This window comes from Streptomyces sp. NPDC057743 (assembly GCF_042798755.1).
Classification (GTDB): Bacteria; Actinomycetota; Actinomycetes; order Streptomycetales; family Streptomycetaceae; genus Streptomyces.
Genome location: NZ_JBHVJX010000001.1, coordinates 92,502 through 107,084 on the forward strand (window position 1 = coordinate 92,502; position 14,583 = coordinate 107,084).

Genomic DNA, 14,583 nt, shown 5'->3' on the forward strand with positions numbered 1-14,583 from the left:
AAACCCCACGGAATCCGACCGGTCGGCGCGCCGCGCACCGCCCGGTCAGTCACCGACCCACCGACCGTCGAAGGGATCGACGAACCACGTGAACACCACGAGTACCGCCGGGCGTACGGGACGCGACGGCCCCCGGACGACCTCGGCCCGCGCCCGCTGGACGCTGCTGCTCCTGGGCGCCGCGGCCCACCTCCTCGCCGTCGGCGGCCGCTGGGACATCGCCGCCGCGGCCTGGCTCTTCCCCGCCCTGCTGCTGCGCTTCGCCCGCACCGGCCGCCCCTGGACCGGCGCCCTGGTGCTGTGGGCGGCCAACTCCGTGGCGGCGGTCTTCTGGGTCGCCGAGTCGGCGGTGGGCTTCAACCCCGTCGTCCTGCTGGGCATGATCGGGCTCGCCGCGCTGCTCACCCTGCCGTTCCTCCTGGACCGCCTGCTCATAGGGCGGTTGCGGCCGTGGGCGGCCCTGTTGACGTTCCCGGCCGCGACGGCCGGCGCCGAGTTCCTGATCACCCTGCTCAGCCCGTTCGGCACCGTCTACGGCTCGCTGGCGGCCACCCAGACCGGCGCGCTGCCGCTGCTGCAACTGGTCTCGGTCACCGGCTCCTACGGGATCGGCTTCCTGATCGCCTGGTGCGCCTCGACCCTCAACCACCTCTGGGAGACGGCCTCCTGGGTCACCGCCCGGCGCGCGGTATTCACCTGCGCCGCGGTGCTGCTCGCCGTCGTCCTCGCCGGCGGCGCCCGGCTCGCCCTCGCCCCGCCCACCGGGCCGACGGTCCGGATCGCCGGCGTCACCGCGGACGCGGCCCTGGTCCGGGCCCAGAAGGCGCAGTACGCCCGCGCCACCGGCGGGCCGACCGGCCTGGTCGCCCACCCGCCGTTGGGCCTCCGGCCGGCCCAGCGCGCCGTGCTCGACGGCCTGTTGGCCGCCACCCGGCGGGAGGCCGCGGCCGGCGCCAAGATCGTGGTCTGGCCCGAGGAGGGCGCGCGGGTGCTGGCCGCCGACGAGCCCGCGGCCCTCGCCGCGGCCCGGGAAGAGGCCCGCCGCTCGCGGATCTACCTGGAGGTCGGCCTGCGCGTCCACACCGCACAGGCACCGTCCTACGGCCGCAACGAGGCGTTCCTCATCGACCCCCGCGGCACCGTGCACTGGACGTACCAGAAGGCCCACCCCATCCCCGGCTCGGAGACCTACACCCCCGGCGACGGCCGCGTCCCGACCGCCGCCACCCCGTACGGCCGGATCGCCAACGTCATCTGCTACGACGCCGACTTCCCCGGCCTGATGCGGGTCCCGGCCGACCTCATGCTCGTCCCGGCCCACGACTGGCCGGAGTTCGGGCGGGTGCACACCGCCAAGGCCGCGGTCCGGGCCGTCGAGTCCGGCTACGCGCTGTTCCGCCAGGACGCCGAGGGGGTCTCGGCCGCGTTCGACGACCAGGGCCGGACGCTGGCCACCACGGACTACTTCACCGACCGCCAGGCCACCGTCGCCTACGTCCCGCTGCACGGCACCACCACGGTCTACGGCCGGATCGGGGACACCTTCGCCTGGCTGTGCCTGGTGGCCGTCGGGGCGCTGGTGGCCGGCGCGCTCATCCGGCGCCGGCCGTCCGCGTCGTAGGCGTCAGCGTCGTCCATGCCGCTTCTTCTTCAATGCCGCTTCCTCTTAGGGGAGTTGGTGGTCGGGGCGCCGGTGACGCCCACCTGGGCGGGGCGTAGCAGGCGGTCGCCGACCCAAAAGCCCCGGCGGAGGACCTCGGCGCAGACCGGGCGTTCGCCGGCCGCGGGGCGCGCACCCGCTCCGGTGGGGCGGTAGGTCACCGCCTCGTGGACGTTCGGGTCGAAGGGCTCGCCCGGAGTACCGAAGGGGACGAGCCCCAGGGAGGCCAACTCCGCGTCCAGGAGGTCGGCGACCCGCCGGAAGCCGCCGGTCACCTCGCCCTGCTCGGCGGCCTCGGCGATCGCGTCGAGCACCGGCAGCAGCCGTTCCAACACGTTGACCACGGCGATCTGGCCCACCGCCAGCCGGTCCCGGTGGACCCGGCGCCGGTAGTTGTCGAACTCCGCCTTGAGCCGCTGGAGATCGGCCGTGCGCTCCCGCACCTCGGACACCAGTCGCTCGGCGTCGGGCTGCCGGGCGCCGGCGCCGGGGCCGGGCGGCGCGGTGTCGCGCCGGGGCGTACGGCCGGCGTCCCGGCCCGGCCGCACCTGGTCCGACTCCGGCCGGGGCGGCGGCGCCGAGCCCCGCTCCGGCCCGGTGCGCCCGACGAGCGCCAGCGGCGGGCGGGGCAGACGGCCGGCATCGGTCGGACGGTTCATCGTCCGCCTCCTTCCCGCTTGTCGTCGTCCACGATCTCCGCGTCGACGACCTCGTCCTCGCCCTTGGCCTGCTGCTCCCCGTGTCCGCCGGCACCGTCCGGACCGGCCGCGGACTGGGCCTCGGCGTACATGGCCTGGCCCAGCTTCTGGGACACCGCCGCGGCCTTCTCCGACGCGGTGCGGATGGATGCGGTGTCCTCGCCCTTGAGCGCCTCCTTGAGCTCGCCAACGGCGGTCTCGACCTCGCCCTTGACCTCGGCGGGCACCTTGTCCTCGTTGTCCTTGAGGAACTTCTCGGTCTGGTAGACGAGTTGCTCGCCCTGGTTGCGGGTCTCGGCGGCCTCCCGCTTCTGGCGGTCGTCCTCGGCGTACTGCTCGGCGTCCCGGACCATCCGGTCGATGTCGTCCTTCGGCAGCGAGGAGCCGCCGGTGACGGTCATCTTCTGCTCCTTGCCCGTGCCCAGGTCCTTGGCGGTGACGTGCATGATGCCGTTGGCGTCGATGTCGAAGGAGACCTCGATCTGCGGGACGCCGCGCGGCGCCGGCGGCAGGCCGGTGAGTTGGAACATCCCGAGCTTCTTGTTGTACGCCGCGATCTCCCGCTCGCCCTGGAACACCTGGATCTGCACGGAGGGTTGGTTGTCCTCGGCGGTGGTGAAGGTCTCCGAGCGCTTGGTGGGGATCGTGGTGTTGCGCTCGATCAGCTTGGTCATGATGCCGCCCTTGGTCTCGATGCCGAGGGACAGCGGGGTGACGTCCAGCAGCAGGACGTCCTTGACCTCGCCCTTGAGCACACCGGCCTGGAGACAGGCGCCGATGGCGACCACCTCGTCCGGGTTGACGCCCTTGTGCGGGTCCTTGCCGGTGAGCTGCCGGACCAGGTCCGTCACCGCCGGCATCCGGGTCGAACCGCCCACCAGGATCACGTGGTTGATGTCGGCGACCTTGATGCCCGCGTCGTCGATCGCGTTGTGGAACGGCGCCTTGCAGCGCTCCAACAGGTCCGCGGTCATCTGCTCGAACTGGGCGCGGGTCAGCTTCTCGTCCAGGTGCAGCGGCCCCTCGGGCGAGGCGCTCAGATACGGCAGGTTGACCGTGGTCTCGCTGGCCGCGGACAGCTCGATCTTGGCCTTCTCGGCGGCCTCGCGCAGGCGTTGGGTGGCCATCTTGTCCTTGGCCAGGTCGATGCCGTACGCGCTGTTGAACCGCTTGGTGAGGTGGTCGACGATCCGCTGGTCCCAGTCGTCGCCGCCCAGGTGGGTGTCGCCGTTGGTGGCCTTGACCTCGACGACGCCGTCGCCGATCTCCAACAGGGAGACGTCGAAGGTGCCGCCGCCGAGGTCGAAGACCAGGATCGTCTGGTCGTTCTCCTTGTCCAGGCCGTAGGCCAGGGCGGCGGCGGTGGGCTCGTTGACGATCCGCAGCACCTTCAACCCGGCGATCTCGCCGGCCTCCTTGGTCGCGGTGCGCTGGGAGTCGTTGAAGTACGCGGGGACGGTGACGACGGCGTCGGTGACCTCCTCGCCGAGGTAGTTCTCGGCGTCCCGCTTGAGCTTCTGGAGCACCCGCGCGGAGATCTCCTGCGCGGTGTAGCGCTTGCCGTCGATGTCGCCGCTCTCCGGGAAGTGCCACTGTGCGTCGCCCATGTGGCGCTTCACCGAGCGGCAGGTGCGGTCGACGTTGGTCACGGCCTGCCGCTTGGCGATCTCACCGACCAGGACGTCGCCGCCCTTGGCGAAGGCGACCACCGAGGGGGTGGTCCGGGCGCCCTCGGCATTGGCGATCACCGTGGGCTCGCCGCCCTCCAACACGCTGACCACCGAGTTCGTCGTCCCGAGGTCGATACCGACTGCTCGTGCCATGGTCTTCTCCTCGTCTTGCGGCCCGATCCGGGGCGACGGCGCGGCGGACGGTCCGTCCCGAGGGGCGGCGTCCGGCCGTATCCCTCGCAACCCTTCTCACCTGCCGATATCGCGGCCGAGCCGGCTACATCATCTGCATAGAACGTGCCCCGATGACTGTCAAGGTGCACCTTTTGCCGAGAATGTTCCCCACGGTGGAGCGGCGCCGCGGCCGGGCCGGCGGAAATTCGGGTGCGGCGCCAAAACGGCGGCGGCTATGGTCGCCCGCATGCCGGTACACACTCACTTCCTCTGATCGACGCCCGCGACGGGCGCGACGCACCGCCGGCCGGACGGCCCGGTGCCGACCGCGCCTGCGCCCCCGCGCCCCGCGGCCCCGCCGGCCCATGGGCGCGCAACCGTCCCGGACTTCCGTACGCGGAGCAGGGACGTACGCGGAGCAGAGACTCCCGCATGCGGCCAGCGCCTCCCGTACGCAGAGCAGAAGTGAGATACCCATGCCTGACCAGACCGCCCCGCACGCCCCGCTCGCCCCCTGGTTCCGCGCGCACGCCACCGCATTGACCACCCTCGACCCGCACGCACCCCTCGACGACCTCCAGGCGCTCCGGGAGATCGCCGACGGCGCCCGGGTCGTCGCCGTGGGCGAGGGCGCGCACTTCGTCGAGGAGTTCTGGCTCGCCCGCCAACGGGTGGTGCGGTTCCTCGCCGAGCGGTGTGGATTCACCGTCCTCGCCGTCGAGTTCGGCTTCAGTGAAGCCTTCGCCGTGGACCGTTGGGTGCAGGGGGAGGGCGATGACGAGGGCCTGGCGGAGGTGAGCCGGGCGGCCGCCGAGTGGGGTGCCGGCGGCTTCCTGCGCTGGCTGCGCGGGCACCAGCGCGCCGGCGGCCACCCCCTGCGGTTCGCCGGACTCGATCTGCCCGAGGCCGGCGGGGCGCTGCGGCCCGCCCTGGAGCCCGTCGGCGACTACCTCCGCGCGGCCGACCCCGACGCCGTCCCGCTCCTGGAGACCGCGCTGGAGCTCAGCGACCGCTTCTGCGGCGGCTCCGGCATGACCGCCGCACCGGCCTGGGCCCGCCTCGCCCGCGCCGACCAGGACGCGCTGACCGCCGCCCTCGCCAGGCTCCGGCTCCGGCTGCGGGCCACCGAACCGCAGTGCGTGGCCCACGGCGGCCAGGAGCGCTACGACATCGCCCTGCGCCGGGTGGAGGCCGCCGCCCACGCGGACTACCTGTTCCAGGCGGTGCACGCCCTCCAGTCCGGCCGCGGCAGCGGCAGCGACCTCGCGGTCCGCGAGGTCTACCTCGCCGAGTCGGTCCGTTGGCACCTGGAGCACAGCGCCCCCGGGACCCGCATCGTGCTCGTCGCGCACAACAACCACATCCAGAAGACCGAGATCGCGTTCGGCGACGCCTTCCGCACGCTGCCCATGGGTGGGCACCTGGCGCGCACCCTCGGCGACGCCTACCGCACGGTGGCCCTCACCCACACCACCGACCGCGTGCCCGAGATGCTCCCGGACGAGCACAGCCCGGTCGGCTTCACCCTCGCGGACGCGCCCCTGGCACCCCCGGAGCCCGGCAGCGTCGAGGGCGCCCTCCTGGACGCCGGGCTCGGCGACCGGACCACCCTCACCGACCTCCGCAACTCCCCGCGCGGCGCCGACGGGACGCCGCTGCTCAACCGGATCCGCACCCAGAGCGCCAGCGTCCGCACCCAGATCCCCGCGGCCTTCGACGCGGTCCTGTCCGTCCCGAAGGTGACCCGGGACCCGTCGGTCCGCTTCTGAACTCCCGGAACGGCCCGCCCCAACGAGAGGGCTCCGGCGGCGCCATGGGTCGGGCCGTGCCCCGCGGCGCCGCCGGAGCACTAGGGCTCTGACGAGCGGGCAGGGATACCCCGCCACCACCCGTCGCACCCCGCGGGCGTCCCGTCAGGTGACCGCCCGCGCCGAACGAGAGGACCGGATGACCGCACAACCACCGCTCCGCCTGGGCGTGTTCACCCGCCTCGTGGACGACGCGCCGCCCGCCGAGCTCTACGCGCAGGCGCTGGAGCTGTTCGCCGCGGCGGAGGAACGGGGCTTCGCCAGCGGCTGGGTCGCCCAGCACCACGCCGGCCAGGACGGCGGGCTGCCCTCGCCGTTGGTCTTCCTCGCCGCCGCGGCGGCCCGCACCCGGCGGCTCCGGCTCGGCACCGGCATCATCACCCTGCCGATGGAGGACCCGCTGCGGCTCGCCGAGGACGCCGCGGTGCTCGACACGCTCAGCGGCGGGCGCCTGGAACTGGGCCTCGGCACCGGCGGCGGCGCGCTCGTCTCCGCCCTCTTCGGCCGCTCCCCGGCGGACCGCCGGGCCGCCTACGCCGACGGTCTGCGGGTGGTGCGCGACGCCCTGGCCGGCGCGGAGTTGGCGCCCGGCGGGCCCGCGCTGTTCCCGCCGGCCCCCGGCTTGGCCGACCGGCTGTGGGAGGCCACCTTCGGGGTGCCCGGCGCGGTGCGGGCGGCGGAGCACGGCAGCGGGCTGATGCTGGCCCGCACCTCGGTCAGCCCCGTCCCCGGCAGTAGCTCGGTGCCGCCCGGAACCCCGCTCGGCGAGGCCCAACTCCCGCTCGTGGAGGCGTACTTGGCGCACTGGAAGCGCCCGGACTCCACCCCGCGGATCGGCCTGTCCCGCTCCGTCTACGTCGCGCCCACCCGTGCCGAGGCGCTGGCCGACGCCGAGGCCGGATTCGCCCGTTACGCCGCGCAGGCCGGCCCGGAGGCGGCCCGCGGTGCCCGCAACGACAGTTGCGTCGGCACCCCGGACGAGGTCCTCGCCGCGCTGCGCGCCGACCGCCTGCTGCCCCTCGCCACCGACCTGATCATCCAGGTCCACCCCGTCGACCCCGGCCCGGACCGCACCCTGCGCTCGCTCCACCTCTTCGCGTCCGAGGTCGCCCCCGGGCTCCGTTGAGCCACCGCACGCGAGCCATCGCGTCGACACGACGAAGCGGCGGCCGCCCCGGGGCGATCCGCCGCTTCGTCAGTGCAGTGCGCGGGCGTCAGTCGATGGTGAGCTCGCCCATCGCGCTCCAGCCCTCGGCGCCCGGGATCGTGGTGCTCACGATGTCGGGGGTGCGGCGCAGCAGCGGGCGCATCGTCTCCAGGCCGGCGCGGAAGTGGTCGGAGTTGACGTGCGCCTCGCCGGCGTCGTCCTGGAACGCCTCGACCAGCACGAAGGTGTTCGGGTCCTCGATGCTGCGCGACCACTCGAACCACAGGTTGCCGGGCTCCTCCCGGGTGGCGCGGGTGAACGCGGCGACCTTCTCGGGCCACTCCTCGACGTGCTCGGGCTTCACGGGAAACTTCACAACGATAAAGATCATCCGGGTACCCTAAACCATTTGCCGTATCCCACGCATATCGCCTCGCGCCCGCCCTCAAGTGGCCGCCGGTAACGGTGCATTACCCGTCGGTAATTTGGCCGATCATGATCTCGCCCGGGGCCGTCGGCCGGTTCTACGCTCCCGATCACCGCACCCTACGGACGCCATCGTGGCGCCGTGCTCAGACCCCCCAGGAGCAGCGATGGCGCGACCCCGCCGAACCGCAGGCAACCCCCTCGGCCGACGACGCCGCACGGCAACGTCCCTGTGCGCGGGGGCAGTTGCCCTCGCCCTGGCCGTCGGCGTGCCCGCCGGCCCCGCGGCGGCGATGACCGGCAAGGGGCGGCCCACGGCCGCCACCGCCCGCGCGTCCGCCGCCCCGGCCTTCCGCCTCGTCGACATCCCCATGAAGGACGGCACCGTCCTCAAGGCCGATGTCTTCACCCCCGCGCCCGGCACCCCCGGCGCCGACCGCAACGGCCACTACCCCCTGGTCGTCCAGCCGGCCAGTTGGGGGCAGAACGACCTGGAATACGTGGCCCAGGGCAGGGCGTTGGCCGCCGACGGCTACGTCGCCGTGACGTACACCGTGCGCGGCTTCTGGGCCTCCGGCGGGAAGATCGACGTCGCGGGGCCCAAGGACGTGGGCGACATCTCCTCGGTGATCGACTGGTCCCTCGCCCACACCCCGTCCGACCGCGGCCGGATCGGCATGGTCGGTCTCTCCTTGGGTGGCGGCCTGACGCTGATGGGCGCCGCCTCCGATCCCCGGGTCAAGGCGGTCGCCTCGCTCAGCGGTTGGGCGGACCTGACCGACGCGCTCTACAGCGGCCGCACCCGGCACCTCCAGGCCGCCGGTCTGCTCGCCGCCGTCCAGACCCCCACCGGCCGCCGCAGCCCCGAGTTTGCCCGGACGCTCTCCGACCTCTACGCCGACCGCGACATGCCCCGCGTCGTCCAGTGGGCGCACACCCGCTCCCCGGCCACCTACGTGGACCGCATCAACGCCCACGGCACCGCCGTCTTCCTCGCCAACGCCTGGGGCGACAGCATCTTCAACCCCGGCCAGATGACCGCCTTCTACCAGCGGCTGACCGTGCCCAAGCGGCTCGAACTGCGCCCCGGCGACCACGCCACCCAGGAGCTGACCAGCCTGCTCGGCCTGCCCAACGCCACCTGGACCAGCGCCCGCCACTGGCTCGACCGCCACCTCAAGGGCGCCGCCGCGACCGCCGCCACGCGCGAAGGGGTGCAACTCCAGGTCCGACCGACCGGCGGCCAGGAGAGCTACCCCAACTGGCAGACCGTCAACTCCCGTATGGAGTACCTGTCGTTGGGCCGCCCCGACTCCCACGGCACCGGCACCCTCGCCACCGGCGCCGCCCCGACCGGCTGGACGCGGCAGGTGGCCGGCGGCACCGACTCGGGCGCCGACGGCGGCATCGCCGAGCTCTCCGGCACCCTCGACCAGGTCATCGGCCTGCCGCCCACCGTGGCCGTCCCGCTGCTGCCCCGCCGCTCCGCCGCGGTCTGGCAGTCGGCGCCCTACGCGACGCCCCAACACCTGCGCGGCGCCGCCCACTTGCGCACCACCGTCACCGCCTCCGCCCCCCAGGGCACCGCCTTCGCCTACCTCTACGACGTCAACACCCTCGGCATCGGCAAGCTGATCTCCCACGCCCCCCAGAGCTGGACCGGCACCCACCCCGGCCGCCCCGTCGCCCTCGACGTCACCCTCTTCCCCACCGCCTACGACGTCCCCGCCGGCCACCACCTGGCCCTGGTGCTGGACACCGCGGACCCGCTCTACGGGGGCCGCACCCCACGCGGCTCCACCGTGGCCTTCGGCTCCCCGGCGAACGCCCCGGCAGAGTTGACGGTGCCGCTGCGGTGAGCGCCGCGGTCAGGGGCCGGCGACCAGCAGTGTGCCCCAGCGGGGGAAACCCGTGGTGTGCCACGACCCGCCGTCCCGGGTGATCGCCAACGCCTCGTGACCGGGCAGGGATTCCCACCAGTCGGCTGCCTTCGCGCCCCTCGCGAAGGCAGCCGTGGCGTAGGCGTCGGTCGTGGTCAGCCGGCGGCCGACGACGGTCACGGCGGCGGGTCCGCGGGCCGGGGCCCGGGTGTGCGGGTCCAGGATGTGCGCGCCGCGCTCGGCGGTGCCGGAGGTGGCCACGGCCAGGTCGTGGCCGGTGACGACCGCGCAGAGGGCGCCCGGGCGCAACGGATGGGCGAGCCCGATCCGCCAGGGCACACCGGGCGCCGAGCCGCCGAAGAACTGGAGGTCGCCGCCTCCGTTGACGCACACGTGCCGCGCGCCAGCCGCCCGGAGCCGTTCCGCGGCCCGCTCCACCGCCCACCCCTTGACCAGGCCCGACGGGTCGAGGACGCCGCCGGCGACCGGGCTGAACCAGCCGCCCGTGGCGCGCCGGGCCGCCTCACACCGGGCGAGGACCTCGCGCACCTCCGCCGAGCACTCCTCGGGCCGCGCGGCGCCGCGGGCCAGGCGGCTCACCACGCTGTCCGGGCGGTAGGGGGAGAAGACCCGGTCGACGTGGTGCAGCCAGGCCACCGCGTCCTCCAACGCGGCCGCCACGCCCGGCAATACGGGAGCGCGGACGTCGAAGGAGAACACCGTCCCCATCACATGCTCGACGTGCCGCAGCCCGGTGCCCCGCCGCTCCGGCGCCCGCCCGGGCCGCGCGCGGTCAGGCACCGGCCCGGTCCAACGCGCTCTGGAGCGACTGGACATAGCCCGCGCTGGTGTAGCTGGCGCCGGACACCGCGTCGATCGCGGCACCGTGGACGCTCAGCGCCTCCTGCGTCAGACGGGGCACCGCGTAGGCGGCGATCTCCTGGTCCCGCCCGCTCTCGGAGGGCACCTGGAGCACCTTCACGGCCGTCAATCGGCCGCCCTTGACCGTGGCGGCGACCTGCACGGTCCCGTAGCGGGTGGCGACCGGAGCGCCGGTGTAGGTGCCGTCGGTGGGCCGGCCACCGGGATGCCGGGTGCTGGCCGGGGACGGGGCCGCAGCGACCGCCGGCGGGCCGGGCGGCTGGTGCGGTTTGAGCGACAGCAGCAGGACGACCAGCGCACCGGTGGACGCGGTGGTGAGGACGGCTCGGCGCACGCGGGACTCCTTGCGGATGCGGATGCGGATGCGGATGCGGATGGGGATCGGAACGGGACGCACTCAGGCGTTCAGAAGTCGAAGGACTCGTGGTGGACGCGGTGCCGCGGCACGCCGGCGGCCCGCAGGGCGCGGCGCGCGGCCTCGGTCATGCCGGGCGGCCCGCAGACGTAGACGTCGTGCGCCGCCAGGTCCGGTACCAGCCGGCCGAGGGCGCGGGCCGTCAACGGCCAGGAGGCGCCCTCGGGTTGGCTGACGGAGTAGTGCACCACCGCGCCGCGGGCGGCGGCGATCGCGTCGAGCTCCCCGCGGAGCGCGAGGTCCTCGGGGCGGCGGACCCGGTAGAGCAGGGTGACCTCGCCGGGGAGGGTCTCGAAGAGCGTGCGCAGCGGGGTGATGCCGACGCCGCCCGCCAACAGCAGCACCTTCGGGGCGCTGCGCCGCGCCGCGGTGAACGCCCCGTAGGGGCCCTCCGCCCAGACCCGGGTACCGGGCCGGAGCCGGGCCAGCGCCGCGCTGTGGCCACCGGCCGCCTTCACCGTGATCCGCAGCAGGTCGGGGCGCGGGGGCGCCGACAGGGAGTACGGCGTGGCGGTCCACCACAGCCCGGGCGCCAGGAAGCGCCAACGGAAGAACTGCCCGGGCTCGGCCCCCAGGTCCAACAGACGCCGCCCGGTGAGGTGCACCGAGAACACCCCCGGCGCCTCCGGGTGGACCTGCGTCACCCGGAGCCGGTGGCGCAGCGCCCGCCGCAGTGGGAGCAGGAAGCGGTACCACGCCACCAGGGCCGCCACCCCGAGGTACAGCGCGTACCAGGCCAACTGCGCGGCCCGATTGCCCACGAAGTCCGCGCCGTTGGAGAGCTGGTGCCCGAAGGTGAGGAACAGCGCCGCGTAGGTGAGGCAGTGCAGGTAGTGCCAGGTTTCGTAGCTCAGCCGGCGGCGGGCGGCCCGTGCGGAGACCACGCCGGTGCCGACCAGCAGCAGGAACCCTGCGGTGGCCTTGAGCATGTCCGGGTAGTGGAGCACCAGGGTGGCGGTCTCCTGCACCACCCCGCTGTGCACGGTGAGCGCGGACCCCCAGACGATCAGCAGGGTGTGGGCCAGCGCCAGCCCGACGGCGTACCGCCCGCCCATCGCGTGCCAACGGGCCAGCCGGTCGGTGCCGACGGTGTGGTCCAGCAGCGGCACCCGCGCCATCAGCGCGACCAGCACCGCGCAGGCGTACCCGGCCAGCAGCCCGGTGATCCGGCCGGCGCCGGTCAGCCAGCCCGCCGGCCCGGTCACCGACGCGGTGTCCACCCACCACAGGCCCAGGACCCCGGCCGCACCAGCCCAGACGACGAGCTGCGCCAGCACCGGGGCCGCGACGGCCGGCGGGCGCCAGGACCGGCGCTTGGGGGCGTCGGCGCGGGGAGGGGCGAGGACACTCATGGGGCTCCGTTTCCGAGGGGGCCGCCAGCGTGCCAGCGGAACCTCTGAGGAACCTCTGAGCGCCGGCTTGGCCCCGGATTCACGGGAAGATTCACAGGAAACTGAGAGGCCCCGGCGACCAGGTGCACAGCGGAGCGAGGGATGCTGGAGGCACGATGACGAACCACCGCACCACCCCCGCCCGCCTCAACACCGCCGACGGCTCGCCGGTCCGGGTCCTGGTGATCGACGACGAACCGGACCTCACCGAGGTCCTCTCCGGCGCCCTGGCGGACGAGGGCTGGGAGGTCCGCACCGCACCCGACGGCGCCACCGCGCTCGCCACCGCCCGGGCCTTCCGCCCGCACGCCGTCGTCCTCGACTGGATGCTGCCGGACACCGACGGCCTCCGACTCCTGCACCTGCTGCGCCGGGAAGTGGAGACCGTCTGTGTGCTCTTCCTGACCGCCCGGGACTCCGTCGAGGACCGGATCGCCGGCATCACCGCCGGCGGCGACGACTACGTCACCAAGCCGTTCAGCCTGGAAGAGGTCATCGCCCGGCTGCGCGGACTGCTGCGCCGGGCCGGCATGGCCCGGGAGCCGGCAGGGGACCGGCTGGTCGTCGGGGACCTCGTCATGGACGAGGAGGCCCGGGAGGTGTTCCGCGGCGCCGACCTCGTCGAGCTGTCCCGCACCGAGTTCGAACTGCTCCGCTTCCTGATGCGCAACCCGCGGCGGGTGCTGTCCAAGGCACAGATCCTCGACCGCGTCTGGTCCTACGACTTCGGCGGCCGGGCCCACGTCGTCGAGCTCTACATCAGCTACCTGCGCAAGAAGATCGACGCCGGCCGGCCAGCCATGATCCACACCGTGCGCGGCGTCGGCTACGTCCTCAGGCCCGACCCCGCATGAGGCCGCCCCTCCCGCGCAGCCTGCGCGGCCAGCTCACCGCCGGGCTCGTCGCGCTCCTCGCGCTCGCCTGCGCGGCCGTCGGTATCACCACCGTCCTCGCCCTTCGCGGGTTCCTCGTGGGGCGCCTGGACCAGCAACTGTCCGCCTCCGCCGGCCGGTTCGCCGCCAGCCTGGAACACGAGGCGAAACCCGACGCCGACAACCAGCCCGACACCCGGGGCCAGGCGAACGGCACCTTCGGGGCGCGGCTGCTGCGCGGCGCCCCCACACAGGCCGCCGTCGTGCGGGAGACCAACGACACCCGGGTACCGCTCACCGCCCACGACCGCAGCGCGCTGGCCGCACTGCCGACCGACGGCACCGGGCACACCGTCCACCTCTCCGCAGTCGGCGGCTACCGACTCAACGCGGTGCCCGGGGACGACGGCGACGTCCTGGTCACCGGGCTGCCGATGCACCCGGTGGAGGAGACCGTGCACCGGCTGGAAGCGGTGGAGGCGGCCGTCTTCGGTGGGGCGCTCCTGGCCACGGGCGTGGTCGGGGCGCTGTGGGTGCGGTTGTCCCTGCGCCCCCTGCGGCGGGTGACCGCCACCGCGGCCGGAGTGGCGCAACTGCCGCTCGCCAGTGGGGAGGTGGCCATGCCGGCGCCGGTGCCGGTCGTCGACCCGCGGACCGAGGTCGGCCGGGTCGGCACCGCCCTGAACCAGATGCTCGGCCACGTCGGCAACGCCCTGGAGCGCCGCCAGGCCAGCGAGGAGCGGCTGCGCCAGTTCGCCGCCGACGCCAGCCACGAGCTGCGCACCCCGGTGGCCAACGTCCGCGGCCACGCCGAGCTCGCCTTCCGCCACCGGGGGCCGGTGCCCGGCGAGGTCCGGCACGCGCTGGAGCGCATCAACGCCGAATCGGAACGGATGAGCCGCCTGGTCGACGACCTGCTGCTGCTCGCCCGGCTCGACGCCGGCCGCGCCCTGGCACGGACGCCGGTCGACCTGACCCGCCTGGTCCTGGTCGCCACGGACGACGCCCGGGCGGCCGGCCCCGACCACCGCTGGCTGCTGGACCTGCCCGAGACGGCGGTGACGGTCACCGGCGACGAGCACCGGCTGCACCAGGTCGTCGGCAACCTCCTGGCCAACGCCCGGACCCACACCCCCGCCGGAACCGCCGTCACGGTACGCCTGCGGGCCGCCTCCGGGACCGTACGGCTGACCGTCGCCGACGACGGCCCGGGGGTCCCGGAGGAGCTCCGGCCCGAGGTCTTCGGCCGGTTCGTCCGCGCCGACCACGGCCGCTCCCGCGCCGCCGGCGGCACCGGGCTGGGCCTGGCCATCGTGCACGCGGTGGTCACCGCGCACCGCGGCACGGTCGCCCTGGTCAGCCGACCCGGGCGGACGGCGTTCACGGTCACCCTGCCGAAGAGCCCTCCGACCGACGGGCCTCGGGCGGCCACGGCCGACGGCTGACGGCCCCGTCGGCCCGGGGCGTCCGGCCCCGACCTGGTGACCTTCGGCCCACTGGCCCTGCAGGGCGCGGGCGCGCAGGCTCGATAGCGCGGGGCCGATACCCCCGGTCCGCGGG

12 protein-coding genes are annotated in these 14,583 nt (G+C 74.4%); 6 read left to right on the plus strand and 6 right to left on the minus strand.

The annotated features are described in order from the left end of the window. The first annotated feature begins 88 nt into the window (after nucleotides 1–88). Nucleotides 89–1,621 (plus strand): nitrilase-related carbon-nitrogen hydrolase, encoded by a 1,533-nt coding sequence (locus ACFVFQ_RS00425; RefSeq protein ID WP_383406050.1) that lies wholly within the window; start codon nucleotides 89–91, stop codon nucleotides 1,619–1,621. Nucleotides 1,622–1,650: 29 nt separating this feature from the next. On the opposite strand, the gene grpE is transcribed toward ACFVFQ_RS00425, so the two are convergent. Then, nucleotides 1,651–2,319: a nucleotide exchange factor GrpE gene (gene grpE / locus ACFVFQ_RS00430; RefSeq protein WP_383406053.1), complete on the minus strand. Its 669-nt coding sequence runs from the start codon at nucleotides 2,317–2,319 to the stop codon at nucleotides 1,651–1,653. Further along, nucleotides 2,316–4,181 (minus strand): molecular chaperone DnaK, encoded by a 1,866-nt coding sequence (dnaK, locus tag ACFVFQ_RS00435; protein ID WP_383406057.1) that lies wholly within the window; start codon nucleotides 4,179–4,181, stop codon nucleotides 2,316–2,318. The genes grpE and dnaK overlap by 4 nt, the downstream gene beginning before the upstream one ends. Before the next feature lie 497 nt (nucleotides 4,182–4,678). On the opposite strand from dnaK, the gene ACFVFQ_RS00440 reads away from it, so the two are divergent. After that, a complete protein-coding gene (locus tag ACFVFQ_RS00440) occupies nucleotides 4,679–5,971 on the plus strand; it encodes an erythromycin esterase family protein (RefSeq protein ID WP_383406060.1) in 1,293 nt (430 codons plus the stop codon). 178 nt (nucleotides 5,972–6,149) lie between these two features. After that, nucleotides 6,150–7,136 carry an LLM class flavin-dependent oxidoreductase gene (locus ACFVFQ_RS00445; protein ID WP_383406063.1) on the plus strand — a complete coding sequence of 329 codons (987 nt, stop codon included), beginning with the start codon at nucleotides 6,150–6,152 and terminating at the stop codon, nucleotides 7,134–7,136. A gap of 88 nt (nucleotides 7,137–7,224) precedes the next feature. Here ACFVFQ_RS00445 and ACFVFQ_RS00450 read toward each other — a convergent pair whose 3' ends face one another. Then, the gene (locus ACFVFQ_RS00450; protein ID WP_383406065.1) at nucleotides 7,225–7,548 is read right to left on the minus strand and encodes a putative quinol monooxygenase; all 324 of its coding nucleotides are present in this window, start codon (nucleotides 7,546–7,548) and stop codon (nucleotides 7,225–7,227) included. A gap of 202 nt (nucleotides 7,549–7,750) precedes the next feature. Here ACFVFQ_RS00450 and ACFVFQ_RS00455 point away from each other — a divergent pair, with 202 nt between their 5' ends. After that, on the plus strand, nucleotides 7,751–9,442 hold the full coding sequence (locus tag ACFVFQ_RS00455) for a CocE/NonD family hydrolase (protein ID WP_383406068.1): 1,692 nt from the start codon (nucleotides 7,751–7,753) through the stop codon (nucleotides 9,440–9,442). Nucleotides 9,443–9,451: 9 nt separating this feature from the next. On the opposite strand, the gene ACFVFQ_RS00460 is transcribed toward ACFVFQ_RS00455, so the two are convergent. The 3 genes from ACFVFQ_RS00460 to ACFVFQ_RS00470 form a co-directional block, all read right to left on the minus strand. Beyond that, complete coding sequence (locus ACFVFQ_RS00460) at nucleotides 9,452–10,192, minus strand: FAD:protein FMN transferase (protein ID WP_383406981.1); 741 nt, start codon at nucleotides 10,190–10,192, stop codon at nucleotides 9,452–9,454. A gap of 64 nt (nucleotides 10,193–10,256) precedes the next feature. After that, nucleotides 10,257–10,679 (minus strand): FMN-binding protein, encoded by a 423-nt coding sequence (locus ACFVFQ_RS00465; protein WP_383406071.1) that lies wholly within the window; start codon nucleotides 10,677–10,679, stop codon nucleotides 10,257–10,259. Between the two features lie 71 nt (nucleotides 10,680–10,750). After that, nucleotides 10,751–12,112 (minus strand): ferric reductase-like transmembrane domain-containing protein, encoded by a 1,362-nt coding sequence (locus ACFVFQ_RS00470; RefSeq protein WP_383406075.1) that lies wholly within the window; start codon nucleotides 12,110–12,112, stop codon nucleotides 10,751–10,753. Nucleotides 12,113–12,267: 155 nt separating this feature from the next. Between ACFVFQ_RS00470 and ACFVFQ_RS00475 the strand changes: the two genes are divergently transcribed. Continuing rightward, complete coding sequence (locus ACFVFQ_RS00475; protein ID WP_383406078.1) at nucleotides 12,268–13,005, plus strand: response regulator transcription factor; 738 nt, start codon at nucleotides 12,268–12,270, stop codon at nucleotides 13,003–13,005. Next, complete coding sequence (locus ACFVFQ_RS00480; RefSeq protein ID WP_383406081.1) at nucleotides 13,002–14,468, plus strand: sensor histidine kinase; 1,467 nt, start codon at nucleotides 13,002–13,004, stop codon at nucleotides 14,466–14,468. Before ACFVFQ_RS00475 ends, ACFVFQ_RS00480 begins: the two co-directional genes overlap by 4 nt. The last annotated feature ends 115 nt before the right edge of the window (nucleotides 14,469–14,583 follow it).

What these genes read in the sequence shown, in the direction of transcription:
- grpE (WP_383406053.1), bottom strand. Translation starts at nt 2,319, where the DNA reads ATGAACCGTCCGACCGATGCCGGCCGTCTGCCCCGCCCGCCGCTGGCG.
- dnaK (WP_383406057.1), bottom strand. Translation starts at nt 4,181, where the DNA reads ATGGCACGAGCAGTCGGTATCGACCTCGGGACGACGAACTCGGTGGTC.
- ACFVFQ_RS00440 (WP_383406060.1), top strand. Translation starts at nt 4,679, where the DNA reads ATGCCTGACCAGACCGCCCCGCACGCCCCGCTCGCCCCCTGGTTCCGC.
- ACFVFQ_RS00445 (WP_383406063.1), top strand. Translation starts at nt 6,150, where the DNA reads ATGACCGCACAACCACCGCTCCGCCTGGGCGTGTTCACCCGCCTCGTG.
- ACFVFQ_RS00450 (WP_383406065.1), bottom strand. Translation starts at nt 7,548, where the DNA reads ATGATCTTTATCGTTGTGAAGTTTCCCGTGAAGCCCGAGCACGTCGAG.
- ACFVFQ_RS00455 (WP_383406068.1), top strand. Translation starts at nt 7,751, where the DNA reads ATGGCGCGACCCCGCCGAACCGCAGGCAACCCCCTCGGCCGACGACGC.
- ACFVFQ_RS00460 (WP_383406981.1), bottom strand. Translation starts at nt 10,192, where the DNA reads ATGGGGACGGTGTTCTCCTTCGACGTCCGCGCTCCCGTATTGCCGGGC.
- ACFVFQ_RS00470 (WP_383406075.1), bottom strand. Translation starts at nt 12,112, where the DNA reads ATGAGTGTCCTCGCCCCTCCCCGCGCCGACGCCCCCAAGCGCCGGTCC.
- ACFVFQ_RS00475 (WP_383406078.1), top strand. Translation starts at nt 12,268, where the DNA reads ATGACGAACCACCGCACCACCCCCGCCCGCCTCAACACCGCCGACGGC.
- ACFVFQ_RS00480 (WP_383406081.1), top strand. Translation starts at nt 13,002, where the DNA reads ATGAGGCCGCCCCTCCCGCGCAGCCTGCGCGGCCAGCTCACCGCCGGG.